The 15,417-nt window shown below is 46.4% G+C and carries 13 protein-coding genes and 1 tRNA gene; 5 read left to right on the forward strand and 9 right to left on the reverse strand.

All coding sequences use genetic code 11. The annotated features are described in order from the left end of the window. The first annotated feature begins 5 nt into the window (after positions 1-5). A tRNA-Tyr gene (locus tag H735_RS07795) sits at positions 6-90 on the forward strand. A 407-nt stretch (positions 91-497) separates the two neighbouring features. On the opposite strand, the gene H735_RS07800 is transcribed toward H735_RS07795, so the two are convergent. Then, entirely contained in the window at positions 498-1,373 is an 876-nt protein-coding gene (locus H735_RS07800) for a Tim44 domain-containing protein (RefSeq protein ID WP_020195990.1), read from the reverse strand. Between the two features lie 256 nt (positions 1,374-1,629). Between H735_RS07800 and H735_RS07805 the strand changes: the two genes are divergently transcribed. The 3 genes from H735_RS07805 (at position 1,630) to H735_RS07815 (ending at position 5,175) form a co-directional block, all read left to right on the forward strand. Further along, the gene (locus tag H735_RS07805) at positions 1,630-2,220 is read left to right on the forward strand and encodes a TetR/AcrR family transcriptional regulator (RefSeq protein WP_005437561.1); all 591 of its coding nucleotides are present in this window, start codon (positions 1,630-1,632) and stop codon (positions 2,218-2,220) included. A 13-nt stretch (positions 2,221-2,233) separates the two neighbouring features. Continuing rightward, positions 2,234-4,108, forward strand: coding sequence for an MFS transporter (locus H735_RS07810; protein ID WP_020195991.1), 1,875 nt, complete (start codon positions 2,234-2,236; stop codon positions 4,106-4,108). A 161-nt stretch (positions 4,109-4,269) separates the two neighbouring features. After that, complete coding sequence (locus H735_RS07815) at positions 4,270-5,175, forward strand: YeiH family protein (RefSeq protein WP_020195992.1); 906 nt, start codon at positions 4,270-4,272, stop codon at positions 5,173-5,175. Here H735_RS07815 and H735_RS07820 read toward each other — a convergent pair. Then, on the reverse strand, positions 5,161-5,361 hold the full coding sequence (locus H735_RS07820) for a hypothetical protein (protein ID WP_020195993.1): 201 nt from the start codon (positions 5,359-5,361) through the stop codon (positions 5,161-5,163). The two genes, H735_RS07815 and H735_RS07820, sit on opposite strands and share 15 nt — an antisense overlap. A 96-nt stretch (positions 5,362-5,457) precedes the next feature. Next, positions 5,458-6,339: a LysR substrate-binding domain-containing protein gene (locus tag H735_RS07825; RefSeq protein ID WP_020195994.1), complete on the reverse strand. Its 882-nt coding sequence runs from the start codon at positions 6,337-6,339 to the stop codon at positions 5,458-5,460. Positions 6,340-6,495: 156 nt separating this feature from the next. Between H735_RS07825 and nagE the strand changes: the two genes are divergently transcribed. Beyond that, entirely contained in the window at positions 6,496-7,950 is a 1,455-nt protein-coding gene (gene nagE, locus H735_RS07830; protein ID WP_020195995.1) for an N-acetylglucosamine-specific PTS transporter subunit IIBC, read from the forward strand. Positions 7,951-8,000: 50 nt separating this feature from the next. Here the strand turns inward: nagE and menE are convergent, their stop codons facing one another. The 6 genes from menE to H735_RS07860 form a co-directional block, all read right to left on the reverse strand. After that, entirely contained in the window at positions 8,001-9,434 is a 1,434-nt protein-coding gene (gene menE, locus H735_RS07835) for an o-succinylbenzoate--CoA ligase (RefSeq protein ID WP_020195996.1), read from the reverse strand. Further along, entirely contained in the window at positions 9,419-10,408 is a 990-nt protein-coding gene (gene menC, locus H735_RS07840; protein WP_020195997.1) for an o-succinylbenzoate synthase, read from the reverse strand. Before menC ends, menE begins: the two co-directional genes overlap by 16 nt. 129 nt (positions 10,409-10,537) lie before the next feature. Further along, positions 10,538-11,404 carry a 1,4-dihydroxy-2-naphthoyl-CoA synthase gene (gene menB / locus H735_RS07845; protein WP_009707163.1) on the reverse strand — a complete coding sequence of 289 codons (867 nt, stop codon included), beginning with the start codon at positions 11,402-11,404 and terminating at the stop codon, positions 10,538-10,540. 26 nt (positions 11,405-11,430) lie between these two features. Further along, positions 11,431-12,225, reverse strand: a complete 795-nt coding sequence (gene menH, locus H735_RS07850) for a 2-succinyl-6-hydroxy-2,4-cyclohexadiene-1-carboxylate synthase (RefSeq protein WP_020195998.1) — start codon at positions 12,223-12,225, stop codon at positions 11,431-11,433. Further along, positions 12,212-13,930 (reverse strand): 2-succinyl-5-enolpyruvyl-6-hydroxy-3-cyclohexene-1-carboxylic-acid synthase, encoded by a 1,719-nt coding sequence (gene menD / locus H735_RS07855; RefSeq protein ID WP_020195999.1) that lies wholly within the window; start codon positions 13,928-13,930, stop codon positions 12,212-12,214. Before menD ends, menH begins: the two co-directional genes overlap by 14 nt. Beyond that, positions 13,927-15,234 carry an isochorismate synthase gene (locus tag H735_RS07860; protein WP_020196000.1) on the reverse strand — a complete coding sequence of 436 codons (1,308 nt, stop codon included), beginning with the start codon at positions 15,232-15,234 and terminating at the stop codon, positions 13,927-13,929. The genes menD and H735_RS07860 overlap by 4 nt, the downstream gene beginning before the upstream one ends. Positions 15,235-15,417: the final 183 nt, after the last annotated feature.

A 15,417-nucleotide genomic window follows, 5' to 3' on the forward strand; every position in this document is an offset into this window, starting at 1 on the left:
ACCCTGGAGGGGTTCCCGAGTGGCCAAAGGGAGCAGACTGTAAATCTGCCGGCACTGCCTTCGATGGTTCGAATCCGTCCCCCTCCACCATATTGAAAAAGCCAGCTCATTGAGCTGGCTTTTTTCGTTCTATAACTATCGCTTTTCAATGACTTACTTAACTAGCTGGCTAAATCTAGCCTCACTCACAGCGCGATTCTTAGTGATCTTTCGTTAAGTAGTAGACTCCTAAGCTCTTTTATCTACCTCTATTTGAAAGAGAATCCAAGTCTAAGTTCCTTTATCTCTGCTAATGGAATCAAGCCATTGATCACCCTATTAGCTCAATCTTCACCATTCCCTACTGTACGACTCATCGCTGCCTCATAACAACCCTATTAAGGTCGACTTCAACCACTCGTACTGTCTCGATAGATTTAGAGTCTCTGATCTTCAGACATAAAAAATCCCGCTCGAGAGCGGGATTTTAATAAGACTAAATTGAACGCTGTTGGTGATTAACCTTGAATACCAACAATCAACCAAGGTGCGTTTGGTACCGTTAGGTCACGTTCTAAGTGCCAGATATCTTCGATGTCTTCTTCGATACCTTCTTCTGCATCACGGTAACGACCGCTAAATTGCAGGCTAAGCTGCGCTTTGTTTGCATCGTAGTCAGCACGAACAATTTCCGCATCTACATACATCACATCAGTATGTTGCTCGCCATCTAGCTTCGCACGTTCTGCTTTCAAGTCTTCGAACAGGCTTGGTGAAACGTACTCTTCAATTGTATGAAGTTGGTTGTGGTTCCACGCGCCTTGCAGGATTCGATAGTGCTCACGAGAGCCGTTGATGAATGCCGCTTGGTCAAAACCCGGTGGGTAGTTATGCGGGATATCAGTTTGTGCACCGAAACCGCCAAAACCACCTGCATTTGTGTTGTTAGGCTGCTGTTCAAAGTTCTGCATGTTTGGTTGCTCGAACTTAGAAGCGTTACCACCAAATGCTGGCTGCTGACGATGCTGATTCATACTGCCCTGCTTAGCACCAAGCATGCCGCGCATCAGCTTGAAGATAACAAACGCAATCAAACCAATGATCAGGATATCCATAAACTGGATACCTTCGAATGCACCACCAAAGAATGCTGCCAATAGACCACCAGCAAGAAGACCACCAAGTAAGCCGCCCATCAAGCCTTTCTTGCTTGAAGATTTAGCACCTTGTTCTTTACCAATGGTGTTTGTGTTTTGTTGCTGCTGTTTAGGAGCAGGAGCCGTTTTATAGCTCTTACCGAACGACTTACCACCACCAAACTTCTTCGCTTCCGCGATAGGCGTTACAGCAACGGTAAAAATCAGTAGGGCGACAATCGAAAATAAACGTTTCATCGTTATCCTTAAAATTGACGATAAGTACTTAATCATGCTGCCAGATAACAAGATGAACAAGCATCCAATATCAGTAGCACGCTAAATATGAGATGTGACCATCATACTCCGTCAGATTCAACAATGAAACATTCCACAATAGAAGACATGTATCAGAATATTGCCAAGCAATAGGTTTATGACTTGTTTGCGTTATTGACGGTCAATCGGTAGCTGACTATCATATTGAACGTTGTTCAATAAGTAGTTTTAAATTATGGCGCGCAGAAACGATCACACCAGAGAAGAGTTGGTCAACTTGACTCTTTCCACAGTCAAAGACTTTTTAGACGAAAACTCTTACCACGACCTTAGCCTTCGCAAGATCGCTAACATGATAGGTTACGTGCCAAGCACGCTAGTTAATATCTTTGGTAACTACAACCTACTGCTTTTACATGCCGTTGCACAGACATTGGATGAGTTGCAACAAGAAGCCGTAGCCGCGACGAAAAACAGTAAGGATGCTCATCAATCACTTTTTGAACTGGCATACTGCTACCACGACTTCGCGCAAAAGCACCCATACCGCTGGCAACTTGTGTTCGAGCACAACATGAATGGTGCCGAGCTACCAGAGTGGCACGCAAAACGCATCGACGGTATGACTGGCATGCTAGAATCCTTACTTGCTCAAATCGCACCGCATCGTACTGAATCTGAAGTACTTCAAGCGAGTCGCGTATTGTGGTCAGGTGTACATGGAATCACGCTTCTTAGCGTTGATGATAAGTTTTTCTCTAGTGAACCTATTGATGGTAAAGAGCTTATTGATAACCTGATTTCAAACTATCTGATCAGCTGGTAATAAAGGATTATTCATGTCATCAGACAGCCAGTCGTCTTTGCTTAGGCAGCGAAAGTTCCTCCCCTATTTTGTCACCCAGTTTTTCGGAGCTTTCAACGACAACATATTCAAAAACGTACTGCTGCTGTTTGTGGCCTTTGCTGGGTCCAGTGCATTACCGATCTCTAGCAACCTGTTTATTAACTTGGCTGCTGGCTTATTTATTCTGCCATTCTTCTTATTCTCGGCGTCTGCGGGGGTATTAGCTGATAAATACGAGAAGTCTTGGTTTATTCGTAAGGTAAAGCTTTTCGAAATCGGCATCATGCTTTTAGGGGCGATTGGCTTTATCACCGAAAGCTACGGCGTGTTGCTCTTGCTGCTTTTCTTGATGGGAACGCAATCCGCATTCTTTGGTCCCGTCAAATACGCTTTACTGCCTCAACAACTCAATGAAAAAGAGTTGGTTCCTGGCAACGCATTGGTCGAAGCCGGTACTTTTATTGCAATTCTGGTCGGTACGCTTGGCGCGGGGCTTATTGCTTCGGCCGACAATGCGAAATATCTTGCTGCCTTCTGCGTCGTTATCTTTGCTGTTCTTGGTTACTTGTCGAGTCGTTTTATTCCATTTGCATCAGCAAGCGCACCGGATATTCAATTCAAATGGCAGCCTTACAAGCAAACCAAACACACACTTTCTATTGCCAAGTCTGACCGCATCGTTTTCCAATGCATCATGGCGATCAGTTGGTTCTGGTTCTTGGGCGCAGCTTACCTGACTCAGTTCCCTAACTTCACCAAGGTGTATTTGAATGGCACCGAAAGCGCAGTTTCCTTCCTGTTAGCGCTCTTCTCTGTGGGGATTGCGGTTGGCTCAATGGCATGTAACTGGCTGTCCAATCATCGCATTGAAGTGGGTATCGTACCGATTGGCGCTTTAGGGATAACCATTTTTGGCTTCTTGATGGCGACATCGATTCCAACGGACTTACCTCGATTCCATACATTCGCAGAATTCGTCAGCTATGACGCTTTCTGGCCACTGTTCTTCTATCTATTGATGATTGGTATTTCGGGTGGTTTGTTTATCGTCCCTCTTTACGCCTTAATGCAACACAGAGCGAAAGAAACGGAACGTGCACAAGTGATTGCTGGCTTGAACATCTTTAACTCTTTGTTCATGGTAGGCAGTGCTGTATTAGGCATTGTTTGTTTGAGTGTGCTTGAGATGAGCATCCCTCAATTGTTCGCTCTTTTGGCTATCCTGAACTTCTTGGTTGCCGCATACATCTTCCTGCAGATCCCTATCTTTGTGGTGCGCTTTGCGATGTGGGTGGTCACTCACACCATTTACCGTGTCAAACATAAGAACCTACATCACCTTCCAGAACACGGTGGTGCGTTGATCGTCTGCAACCATGTCAGCTATATGGACTCACTGCTGTTAAGTGCGGTCTGTCCTCGCCTGATTCGATTTGTGATGGAAGAAGACTACGCAAACCTTCCTCCTTTGCGACGTTTCCTTCGTCGAGCTGGAGTAATCCCTATTTCGGCAAGTAATCGAACGTCTATTCGTCGTGCGTTTAATGATGTTGAAAAAGCGCTGAGTGAAGGCCATATCGTATGCATCTTCCCAGAAGGGCGTTTAACATCAGATGGTGAAATGAACGAGTTTATGCGCGGTATCGACATCATACTTCGTCGCAGCCCTGTTCCAGTGATTCCAATCGCCCTAAAAGGCTTGTGGGGCAGCTATTTCAGTCGAGCAAAAGGTCGTGCTTGTAAAGGGTTACCAACTCGCTTCTGGTCTAAACTAGAAATTGAAGCTGGAACGCCTGTCGATCCAAAGCAAGCAACCTCACAAGTGATGTTTGAAAAAGTAAAAGCACTGCGTGGCGACTGGCGCTAAACTCAAACCAGTTAATTTGAGAATGTTGAACATGCGTTTAGTTTTACTGAACGCATGTTCAATTCATTAAGACTTTCTGACCAAAAGCGTTACTGTATACTCCACGCTTTAACTCATAACAACGAACGACACCCTTGAATACAAAGAATATCCCCTTTGGATTGGCACTGCTGTTTTGTTTAACCCCTTTTGTGTCCTCTCCTATCGCGCTTGTGATCGGTTTTCTTTTGGCGAGTTTTAGCCTAGTACCGACAGAGCTTCCTATTGCTTCATTTACCAAGAAGCTGCTTTCTTATTCCATTATTGGTTTGGGCTTTGGGATTCACTTTGACCAAGCACTCGCGGTCACTTCTGACGGCATTGGTCTGATCATCGCAACCATCCTTGGCACGCTTGTGATCGGCATGATGATCGCCAAAGCAATAAAACTTGAACGCACAACGGCGTATTTGATTGCTTCTGGTACTGCCATTTGTGGTGGTAGCGCAATTGCTGCGGTAGCGCCCGCAATCAAAGCAAAGGACGAACAAATTGGACTGGCTCTAGCGACGGTTTTTGTTCTGAACTCACTGGCGCTGTTTATCTTCCCTGTGATTGGTCACGCTATTGGCTTGGATCAGCATACGTTTGGAACCTGGGCTGCGATTGCAATTCACGATACCTCTTCCGTTGTGGGTGCAGCATCTGCATACGGTGAAGAAGCATTGACTACCGCAACAACATTGAAGCTTGCTCGCGCATTGTGGATCATTCCTGTCGCGCTAGTGAGTGCTGTGATTTTTTCTCGCGGTAACGGAGAGGAAGGCAAGAGTAAGTTAGTGATTCCTTACTTCATTTTCTGGTACTGCGCTGCGATTGCATTCAGCGACTTCTTCCCGCAATTTGAAGTGGTGTATCAAGGCATCTTTGCTATTGCTAAGCAAGCGCTTGTGGTGTGTTTGTTCTTGATTGGTTGCAGTATCTCAGTATCGAAGCTGAAGTCGGCAGGCGCTAAGCCATTGTTGTTTGGCGTCACATTGTGGGTGCTGATTTCTACTACGTCTTTAGGTTGGTTACTTCTCAACTAAACCTTGATTGATTTTCTGAGGCTGGGTTGGCTCGACTTTTCGTGTGCTTTGGCTTTTGTGTACCAATACTAAAGCTATCGCGACCAGAAAAGCAGTTAACTCAGCCAATGAGCGCGTTAACCCCTGCGTACTAATCGCCACGCCAATTTGTAGCAACACCGCTGCCGCTAACACTAACTTGATCATCCTGAACCTTATGCTTTATTCCTTAATCTTTGAGCATGATTATGATTCAGAGTTATAAGGATGCGAAATTCCCTTTTCGACTAATACATTGCGAAATCAACTAAGTTGGCTTTCTACCCACGAGATAAAAGTCTTCACTTTAGGTCGGTGTTCGTAGCCTGACGGACAAATCAAATCGTACCCCAACTGCGTATCCATCACCGGATAGGGACTAACCAGCTCGCCTTTGTCTAAGAGATCTTTGACGAATCGATATCGCCCCATCGCAACGCCAACGTTATTTCTTGCTGCTAGCACTGCCATATCACGGTGGCTCACACAGTAAAAATGCTGAAAAACATCCACGTCCAGTCCCATATAAGCGACCCAACGCTGCCAAACATCAGAACCAAGTGCGTGAACAAAGTTGATGCGATTGAGAGACTCCGTGCCATCTTCCAAGATATTCAGTTCCTTCATGTACTGAGGTGTACAGACCGGAATGTATTTTTCGCCAAATAACCGCTGACGATACACATCAACCATATGATCAGTATCGTAAAAGATCGCTACATCAATCTGATTGGTCACCAAATCGAGTTGGTTTTCTTGAGCGAAAAGGTTGAGGTTAAAACCCGGAAAATGGCGCTGGAAATCCGCAATACGAGGCATCAACCACCCATTCAAGAAACCAGGTGACGCAGCAATGTTGAGCTCACCCACCAAGTCCGTCGACTTGATCTCTTCAATCTCATTAAAAATCGTACTGAGTGACGTAGATAACGTTTTTTGAAATCGGTGCCCTTCTGATGTCAGTTCAAGCTTTCGAGTGCCTCGAACAAACAGAGAGAAACCCAATTCCTGTTCTAGCACTTTAATGCGATGGCTCACGGCTCCTTGAGTCAAGTGCAGCTCTTTTGCCGCCTGCGTAAAGCTGAGATGCTTAGCTGCGATGCTAAAGGTATGAAGGTTTCGAAGCAGTAACTGTTGATTTGCCATGATCGACCATGCATTAAAAATATTAATTCATGATAGTAGTGAATTCGTTTGTTTGCGTCGAGAATTAAGTTTCAAATAGCCCTTAGAAACTTAATAAAAACGCCACTTTCAAACATAGATCATGTTTTAGGTGGTATTAAAATTATAGGGGCAAATATGAATATTCTCGGCTACATGCAAAAAGTCGGTAAGGCATTAATGGTACCCGTAGCAACCCTACCTGCTGCGGCAATCTTGATGGGGATCGGCTACTGGATAGATCCGGTCGGCTGGGGTTCTGAAAGTGTCTTAGCGGCATTTCTCATTAAATCAGGCGGCGCAATCATCGACAACATGGCAGTACTGTTCGCCGTTGGTGTCGCATTTGGGCTGAGCAAAGACAAAAACGGCTCAGCAGCACTGTCTGGCTTCATCTGCTTTATGGTACTAACGACACTACTGGCGCCGGGAGCCGTCACACAATTAATGGATGTCGCAGCAGATGAAGTGCCGGATGCATTCAATAAGATCAACAACCAGTTCATCGGTATCTTGGTGGGTATTATCTCCGCTGAAATCTACAACCGTTACTCAGGTGTCGAACTACCAAAAGCACTGGCGTTCTTTAGCGGCAAACGCTTGGTTCCTATTCTCACCTCTATCGCAGGTATGGCGCTGGCGTTTGTTCTGCTTTACGTATGGCCTGTGATTTACGATGCATTAATTGTTTTCGGAACCAAACTTGAATCCATGGGTGCGGTTGGCGCGGGTTTATTTGGCTTCTTTAACCGTCTAATGCTAACTATCGGCATGCACCATGCGCTTTACCCTGTCTTCTGGTTTGATGTGGTTGGCATCAACGACATTCCAAACTTCTTGGGCGGCGCGCAGTCTATTGCTAACGGCACAGCTGTAGTCGGCCAGACGGGTATGTATCAAGCTGGTTTCTTCCCAATCATGATGTTTGGTCTACCGGGCGCTGCTCTTGCGATTTATCACTGTGCTGATAAGCAAAACAAAACCAAAGTGTTCTCAATCATGTTGGCTGCTGCGATGGCGTCCTTCTTCACTGGTATTACAGAGCCTCTAGAGTTCAGCTTTATGTTCCTAGCACCAGTGCTGTACCTGATTCACGCTGTGCTGACTGGTATCTCAATGTACATTGCAGCAAGCATGCAGTGGATGGCGGGCTTTGGTTTCTCAGCTGGTTTTGTTGACTTCGTACTGTCAAGCCAAAACCCACTGGCAACCAAATGGTACATGCTGATCCCACAAGGTTTAGTCTTCTTTGCAATTTACTACAGCGTATTCCGCTTCGCGATCATCAAGTTCAACTTGCGTACGCCGGGTCGTGGTGAGGACATGGAAAAAGAAGTCACCGAGAATATTGGCGAGCTAGCAAAAGACTACATCGCAGCAATTGGCGGTGCAGACAACATCCTAGAAGTGGACAACTGTATTACTCGACTTCGTTTGACCGTCAAAGATTCATCCCTAGCTGACGAAGCTAAGCTCAAACAGTTGGGTGCTGCTGGCGTAGTGATGATTGGTAAAGGCGGCTTACAAGTGATTATCGGTCTAGGAAAAGTAGATAAAGTAGCTGAACAGATGAAACTCGCGCTCGCTAATTAAAGAATTGTGGTGACTCACCATCACCACATCCCCCTGAAGTGCAATAACGCTTAGTCACCGTTTTGCACTTCATTTTTTAACCAGTCTTTCACCGCTTTGCGCGAGATTTTGATTCCCCCACCCAACAGGGTTTGAGGCATTGCGTAATACGCTACTGGCCATTTGAATTTTTCTAGCTTAGTTTGCAGATGTTGCTCGTATTGAGCTTTGTCCAGTAACGACTCTGTTTGAATCACCGCCACTGGCCGATGTCCAAATTCAACATCTTCTATTGGAACAACGATACTTTGCGAAATACTCTCGATTTGGTTCAGTACCGCTTCAATTTCTTCACAGTGAACATTCTCACCGCCAGAGATAAATTGGTTATCTGCTCGACCAATGATCTTGAGTTCATCGCCTTGCCACTCTCCGAGATCCTTACTGTCAAACCAACCATCTTCATTCAAGAGTGAAGTCACAGCCCCTTGCTTGAAATAGCCTGCTGCTAGCGTTTGTCCACCGATATAAATACGCTCGTCCACCAGCTTGATATCGCGATTTTGCAATAGGTGACCTGCGTTACTGATGCTATCGATTTGCTTTGCAGTTACGGTAGAGGCCGCTTCTGTCATGCCATAACCCAGCCAAGTTTCAATACCCTGCTGTGTTGCTCGCAGTGCGAGTTCATGGGCAACATGACTGCCGCCGAGTAAGACATGCGTGAGAGACAATTCGACTTGTTCATCCAGTAAACGCTTAAGCTGGGTCGCAACGAGAGAGGCATGAGAGACACCAAGAATATCATCAGCAAGATTTCCGTTTCCTACCTTAAGCGTTGCGCCTGCAAACAACCAACGGTAGACAATTGCCAAGCCTGACACGTGGTAAAGCGGCAAAGAAAGCAGCCAGCTATCTTCATGGTTGAATCGGAACTCAGCCAACAAACCTTGAGCTGAAGAAAGGTGCTGACGATGAGTATGTACCACGGCTTTAGGGGTGCCTGTTGAGCCAGAGGTAAACACAATAGACGCTAAAGCATCATGTGCGTAGCCTTCGCTTGAACTGCCAGTGCCACATTGCGATTCGCTATCCAGAGTCGAAAGTTGGATGATACATAGTTGCGCTAACTGCTGTTCGGAGTAACCACTGGCAACACCATCAGCAAACCACACAAAACGTTGTTGGGTTGGCTTATATAGCGTCGTTAGCTTACCTGAAAGCGCTTCAAAAGGCTGCGGCATGGTCAACGCAGCAATTGCGCCTATCTGCTGCGCAGCAAGATAAAACCACAGGGTTTCAACTTGGTTCTTACCGACTAACGTCACCACGTCTCCACTCGCCACACTCTGTTGCTGAAGGTAGCGAACATACAAGTCGACACGAGCAGTCAATTGCTGCCAGTTAACTTGCTCTTTGGTCGTCTCAAGCGCAATAGAAAAAGGGCTCACTTGAGCCCAATATTTCCATGGTGCAATCGCAATAGTATCTATGCTGAATGCCACACTAACTCCTGCTCAGATAGCGGAAGAACTGGAAGTTCACATTTAGGCCAACCTTGCTCTAGCTGCACTTTGAACAAACCAACGGTATCCAAACCTGGGATCTCATTAGGTAGTTGCCATTGTGCTAAGCGAGCAAGCTGGTTCAGGCCAAGGCTTGATTCAATGCTTGAACTGATTACGGCTTTAATACCTAATGTCTTCGCCTTTTCAATCAGCTTAATACAGAAATCAACTGAGCCGATCAGCGTTGGCTTGATGATGATGGTTTTCACGCCAGTAAGATCTTCTAAGCTGAAATCTTCACGGCGAACCGCATCTTGCAGTGTTTCATCCCACGCGATTGCAATACCCGTATTAATTGCAAAAGACAGGCTATCACCCGGAGAGCGGCATGGCTCTTCCAAGAAGGTAATACGCTGGCGTAGTGATGGTGCAATGTACTTAGCAAACTGCTGGGCTTTTTCTGGCGTCCAAGCACGGTTTGCATCAAGACGAAGCGTCAGCTGTGGAATCGATTCAAGGAACAAGTTCACTAGCATGCCGTCACGAATAGGTTCGTACAAACCCACTTTTACTTTCGCGACTTTTTCGCCTTCCATTTCGTTCAGTTTCGGGATCAGATCATCCGGATCACCGTTACACAGAGGGGCGACTTGGTACTTACCTTGTGCAGGTAAACCGCCTTCAAGTTCCAGCTGAGCCATAGACAGACCAAATGCAACCGATGGGTACATGTGGTTGTAATCTAAAGGCAAGTTTGCCACCCAGCGCTCTGCTTGTGCTTGCAGCTGAATGCCCGCTTCTTCAGTGCTTTCTAGGCTGAAGCCAACCAAAGGGGCAACTTCACCGCGACCAACCTTGTCACCGTCCGTTAATTCAAGGATATAACCTTTACGTTCCGTCAGCTTGTTATCACGTAGTATTACGCCACTGTCCATTGGTAGACAGTAACGGTAAATCTTCGCTTTACGCATAATTCGAATCCTATGTAATGCCGTATATTCTGAGCTTTTTAACGAGAGAACTCGCTAGTCTCCCAGAGGGCGAGACGCTCAGGACGAAAAACGAAACAGAGGAGCACAAAGGCTCCTCTTCTATACGGATTATGGGTTACGAGGGAACTTGTCGAAGTCTGGGCGACGTTTCTCGTTGAATGCGTTACGACCTTCTTGGCCTTCATCTGTCATGTAGAACATCATAGTCGCGTTACCCGCCAGTTCTTGCAGACCCGCTTGGCCATCACAGTCCGCGTTCAATGCGGCTTTCAAGCAACGCAGTGCCATTGGGCTGTGTTGCAGAACTTCACGACACCAACGAACGGTTTCTTTCTCTAGATCCGCTAGTGGCACTACTGTGTTTACTAGGCCCATGTCTACCGCTTCTTGAGCGTTGTAGAAACGACATAGGAACCAGATTTCGCGAGCTTTCTTTTGGCCTACGATACGAGCCATGTAAGATGCGCCCCAACCGCCGTCAAATGAACCCACTTTAGGGCCTGTTTGACCAAATTGAGCGTTGTCAGCCGCAATCGTTAGGTCACACATCATGTGCAGTACATGACCACCACCCACAGCCCAACCGGCTACCGATGCGATCACTGGTTTTGGACAAGTACGAATATCGCGTTGGAAGTCCAATACGTTTAGGTGGTGCGTACCTTGGTCGTCTTTGTAGCCGCCGTAGTCACCACGGATCTTCTGGTCACCGCCAGAACAGAATGCGTCTTCACCTAGACCTGTCAGAATGATCACGCCAACACCAGAGTCGTAGCGTGCATCTGCCAACGCATCAATCATCTCTTTTACCGTTTGAGGACGAAACGCGTTACGCACTTGAGGACGTGCAATAGTGATTTTCGCGATACCATCTACAGACTTGTGGTAATGAATGTCCTCGTATTTCTCGCTGCAATCTTTCCATTGAACCGGAGCGTAAAGTTCTTCTTCAGAAATGCCTACTGTTTTAGCCATGGTGATTCCCATTGTTCTCGTTGCTCTCACTCAAAGTGAGAATGAATTATTTGATTAACTTGCCTCGCAAATCGCTGTGGTTGCTCTTGGTGGACGTTATGTCCAGCACCTTCGATTTGTCGATACGCCAACCCGCTTGTCTCAGCCAGTTGGCTAAATTTTTTGTCTTTTTCGCCGCAGATATAATGCAGTGGAACCGCTTGCTGTTGCAGAGCTGGGAGCAAATAAGATTGCTTCGCTAATGACGTTGCAATCAGCATATCCGCTACCGCGGAACCAAGATTAGCACTTCGTTTCGCAATCAATGTTTGTCTTTGCTCATGGTTTAGTGAAGAAAAGACCAACTGTTGGTACCAATCGTTCAAAACACAGGCAAGAGGCTCAGTTTTGAAACGCTTTGCCCAGCGCGAATCGTTTTCGAATCGAGCCTGTCTGTCTGACTCACTTTGAAGCCCGAAGTTTCCTCCTTCCACAATGCTTCCACAAATATTGAGATCTGGAAAACATTGGTGAGCAAGGCCATGCATAGCAATGCGTCCACCCATTGAGTAACCAATCAGGATAAGCGGTTGTTGCGAAGGAAATAGTAAAGATAGTGCGGAATTGAGTAATTTGCAGCAATCATTCAGATCACTGCAAGAAATAAATTGGCTATGCCCATGACCAGGGAGGTCGACCGTAACACGTTCATACTTGGGTAACGCGTTGATACACGCTTGCCAATCTTCACCACTACCAAGCAAACCATGCAAAAACACCAGAGTAGGCAAAGTACTACTTTGGTGCTTTTCCGTTGCTGGGAAGCGTTTAGAATAGAGCATGCAAATTCTTGTTGAAGGATTTTAGCTGTTCTACCGCTTGGTTCGATGGCGTTTGAACTTCAACCACTAGCGCCCCTTCGCCGCTAGCAAAATGCTCAGAGACTATAGATTGATACTCAGCAAGCGTGTTCGGTTTGCGATACTGTAAACCAAACTGTTTCGCTGCATGTTCAAATTCATAGCCATGAGGCATTTGATAGAACGACTCACGATGCTCTTGCGGTACAGGCAGTAAGTCAAAAATCGCACCACCATCGTTGTTAGTAATCACCAACACCGAAGGCAACTTGTTGTGCGTAAACAGTGCCAACGAGTTCAGCCCATATAAGGCAGAAGTATCGCCAATGAACATTAACATCGGGTTGTGGCGCGCGCGTTGTACCCCACTTGCCGTTGCAAACAAGCCATCAATGCCAGACGCACCACGGTTAGTGAAAACCTCTGTGTTATCAAGCTTGCCGAACATGTCGATCAATCGGACAAACAGACTGTTGCCAACAAACAGATCCACACCTTGTGCGCGCTCAGCTACATCAATCGCTAACGCAATCTCACTCAGCTCACTCTTAGGGTCAGAAGCAAACAAGCCTTTCGCGTGTTGCGTGACCTGTTTGATGTCCGCGGCAAGTTCATTTGCCCAACCAGCGTGTTCTGATGAAAACTCCGTCGTACGTTCAACCCATGAGCTTGGCTGCTCTGCCCAGTGCCATTGTGGTAAGTGACTTTGGTTATCTCGCTCTAATCGAGGCGATACGTACCAATATTGAATGTCACCACCTTGCTGATTGCGCGCTACGTGTTTTTCTAACCAGTGATTAAAACGTTTAGAAATGATTCGACTACCGAACTGCACGATTAAGTCACAACCATCCAGTTGGCTTGCCAATTTCGGATTCTGCAACCATAAATCAAAATGCGCCCAATCCGAGCTCACACCACTTTGCGGATCAGCAAGCACTGGCCAGCCCATTTGCTCTGCAAACGCTTGTGCAGCTTGCGCCTGAACCAGTGGCAAACTACCAATGACCACCACACCTTTGTTGTCCCCACAGCTTGGAATTGCACTGCTGGTTTTCGGGTTAAAGCGCTGGCAATACGTCACCTTGCTATCTCGCCAACCGGCAACGGTATCAAGATAGTCCTGATAGGCGCTCTTTTCTGTATTGGAGTACAAAGGCTCTGGGAACGCACAGTTAACGTGAACCGCGCTGCCTCTTAGGCGCTGAGTAAACATCACTTCATCAACAGAAGTAAGCAACCAGTTCAACGGAGTTGATAGCGTAGGACTCGGCAGGTTAAGACTGTCAGAGACATGTCCTGAAAAAATACCCAATTGATTAATAGCTTGGTTTGCACCGCAACCTACCAGTTCAACCGGACGGTCTGCAGTTAGCACCACCAGCTTTTCACCCGTCAGTTTTGCTTCAGCAATAGCAGGTAAAAGGTTAGCGACAGCGGTACCAGAGGTCACGATCAACGCAACCGGCTGTTTACTTGCCTTTGCAAGCCCAAGAGCCATAAAGCCTAAGCCACGCTCATCAAAGTGCGTGTGAATAGTAAAATTTGGGTTATCTGCCGCCTCGACCGTTAAAGGTGTAGAGCGGGAACCGGGTGCGATACAAACGTGGTTCACACCAAAGCGGTTCAATTCTGTCAGGATGGTTTCAGACCAGATGCGATTCAATACAGCTTGATCTGCCTTCATGATGCAACCCCAAGCGGTGGGTGGTCTGAAATAAGAGATAGTAACGTCGACATTTTTTTATCTAACTCGGCCCATTCATGTTCTGCAATGGAGCCCGGAACAATACCCGCGCCAGCAAACAATTGGACTTGATCGCCTAAGATCAAAGCACTTCTGATTGCGACACAAAACTCTGCACGCTCATGGCTAATGTAACCCATAGAGCCTGCATACCAGCCGCGTGCAAACGGCTCATTATCCAAAATAAATTGCATCGACTCTTTACGCGGTAAACCGGCTACCGCGGCGGTTGGCTGTAAAGCTGAAAGCAATTGAACACCGTTGATGCCTGCTTTCAGATCCGCATGAATATTACGCTTAAGGTGTTGGACTTTTCTTAGACGAACAAGTCGAGGCTCTTTTTCTACTTCAACGCTCTCTGAATGTGGCGACAAGCGATCAACAATGTCATCCACCACATACTGGTTTTCGTTCAGGTTCTTTGAATCTTGAGATAACCAGTTTGCTAGCTCCATATCTTGCGTTGCATTGTCACCACGACCAATCGTGCCTGCTAATGCCTCAGTGTGGAGTTCATTTCCAACACGCGAATACAGACGCTCAGGGGTAGAGCCCATGAAGCTGTGCTTGCTGTCTAAGCTCAGTAGGAAATGGAAACTATGGTGGTTATTTAGGTAACTCGCCTTCAGGAGTTGCGCAGCAGAAAGTGTCGAATCTAAACGAACTGTTGATTTGCGAGCTAAAACGACTTTTTTAAAATCGTCGTTCTCAATACCTGTCAGTACTTTCTCTACCAAATCATTCCATTGAGGCTCTGTTGGCGCATGATCAATAGAACGAATATGAGACGAAATTGGCGCAAGCATAGGCACATCACAAACCAGCTTTTTCAAGCCTGCTAATGTACGGGTCTTATCTTCTGAGATATTCACTGCAAGCGACCATTGCTGATCAAAGCGAATCAACTCGATTTGCGGCAGAAAGAAGAAAGACGGCATGCAGCGGCGGTTTTTCTCGTGCTGACCATCGAATGAACGCCCACCCCATACTCGTTGGCCTTCGCCAAGGATCGTATAGGCAGGTCCTGGCTCAACAAATGAATGGAGCTGACCTAGGGCAACAACTTCTTCACGAGTATCACGGGACTGCCAGTAAAACTTGGGAAAAAGTGGTTGTGCTTCAAGCCAGTCAATAAACGCGAAATTGGGTTTCTCGCTGAGTGGCTCGACTAAACGTGTTTGATTGCCTTCCGTTTGCTGAACTCGCTCGATAATTCTCTTTACGGCTTGATGGAACTGTGACAAATCAACCTCGAAGTCTATGAGGATAAGGGATAACTGACGGCTACTCTAAGTTTAGACCCAAAGCAAATCAAGGTCGTATGCGATCTTTTGCAAAATCCTGTGATACCAACAGGACAAAAGTTAGCCACTAAACGGATAATTTACAGATTTTTATTCTAATAAAAAACAAATTATTGTACTTTA

This window comes from Vibrio owensii CAIM 1854 = LMG 25443, assembly GCF_000817815.1.
Lineage (GTDB): Bacteria > Pseudomonadota > Gammaproteobacteria > Enterobacterales > Vibrionaceae > Vibrio > Vibrio owensii.